Source organism: Escherichia sp. TW14182, assembly GCF_000208525.1.
In the GTDB taxonomy this organism is placed as follows: Bacteria; Pseudomonadota; Gammaproteobacteria; order Enterobacterales; family Enterobacteriaceae; genus Escherichia; species Escherichia ruysiae.
In genome coordinates, this window is sequence record NZ_AEJZ01000323.1 from 1 (window position 1) to 1710 (window position 1710).

The following is a 1710-nucleotide window of genomic DNA, read 5'->3' on the forward strand; positions in this document are numbered from 1 at the left end:
ACCGTTTATCTGCAAATCAAAAATACTTCCGATAAGGACATGAGTGGCCTTCAGGGAAAAATTAACAGCCAGGTGCAGGCGAAAGGCTATCGTATCGTGAATAATCCTGCCGACGCGCATTACTGGATTCAGGCGAACGTACTGAAAGCCGATAAAATGGATTTGCGGGAAGCACAGGGCTTTCTGAGTCGGGGGTACGAGGGGGCTGTTCAGGCTGCGGCGTTAGGGGCAGGCATTACAGCCTATAACTCCAATTCTGCCGGTGCCACGCTGGGGGTAGGACTGGCTGCCGGCCTTGTGGGAATGGCGGCTGATGCGATGGTGGAAGATATCAACTACACCATGGTAACTGATGTGCAGATCGCAGAGCGCACTTCCGCGCAGGTGACGACTGACAATGTGGCTGCGCTGAAGCAGGGAACGTCGGGTTATAAAGTGCAGACCAGCAGTGAAACAGGTAACCAGCATAAATATCAGACGCGTATTGTGTCCAGTGCCAACAAAGTTAACCTGAAATTTGAAGAAGCCAAACCGGTTCTTGAAGATCAGTTAGCAAAATCTATTGCTAATATTCTGTAATTTTTCTGATTCCCGCTGAATCCGCCAGCGGGAATGCCTTTACTGACATTTCACAAAATCTTATTCAACAGCGAAAAAATAATTTCTCTTTTCGCAGTGTCTGACCTGTTCACATAATGGAGTTTCTATGGCTACTCCTGTAGAAGATAAACTTGTTGCGCCGCCAGAATATATTCATGAAGCACCAATACCAACCACGCACATACAATATATCAATAAACCCGCATATAACCTTGTCGATTTCATTAATGATAATATTGGTATAATGACCGTTTTGTGTTTTTTTATTCTGGTAATGATAATTGCCTGGTTCTTTTTTCGGAGAAATAAAGAAAATCACGCTGTTGAGTGTTATGACTATTCTGCGTGTCTTTCAACGCGAAAAGAGTACCATCTCCTTACTCTCGTTGTTGTGGCTCCGGATACGTTACCATTGTTACTGCTTTGTCAGCAGATCGGGGATATCATTCGTCAGCATGGGCAACAGCTGGTCTGGATGCCGGGAATAAGCCGTATTGACGGGATTCAGGAGGATAATGTGACCTGGGCATTGCATTCTGCCTGCCTGGATGAAAAATCCGGCAAAATACTTTCAGGAAGAATCAACCCGGAAGGCGGATATTTTTTTCGACCAAAAGAATCTGGCGGCCCGGAAACACATCAGCGCCTGTGTCTGCAAATTCAGTATAAAAGCGGAAAAGATATTCAGTTTGTCATTGGATTAATTGAAAGAGCATTGCACATGATGAACTGCGGCTATCGTGCCGGAGGGCATATTTTCCGGGGAGAGGGATATACGTGGAATATGAATGGAGACTGATAATAAATGGAGTATGTTGTTTTTCTGGCAGTAATACTGCTTATCCTGATCCTTCCCGGAAGAACGAAGAAATATACAGGAAATCAGAAATACATTGACCGGCTTTTAAAAAAACATCGTTGTTATCAGTCAAAGCATTTTATGACTGCGCGCGAACGTGAATTTTTTCGTGAACTCTGCCGCGCGCTGGCGGGATACCCTTTGCTGGTGATGGCGCAGGTTCGTCTGGTTGATGTGGTTCAGGTTTGCCCCGGGTTCTCTGAGGCAGAGAACAGAAGGTTATTCCGGCAGATTTCGCAATGGCACTGTGA

General features: G+C 45.6%; 3 protein-coding genes. All 3 read left to right on the forward strand.

What is annotated here, in order from left to right:
* The coding region (gene traT / locus EQY_RS0120960; protein ID WP_000319893.1) for a complement resistance protein TraT at positions 1-579 on the forward strand (579 nt) is incomplete at its 5' end.
* 127 nt (positions 580-706) lie between these two features.
* Positions 707-1399: a hypothetical protein gene (locus EQY_RS0120965; protein WP_000235173.1), complete on the forward strand. Its 693-nt coding sequence runs from the start codon at positions 707-709 to the stop codon at positions 1397-1399.
* Between the two features lie 141 nt (positions 1400-1540).
* A partial coding sequence (locus tag EQY_RS26965; protein WP_237712281.1) for a DUF2726 domain-containing protein occupies positions 1541-1710 on the forward strand: 170 nt, incomplete at its 3' end.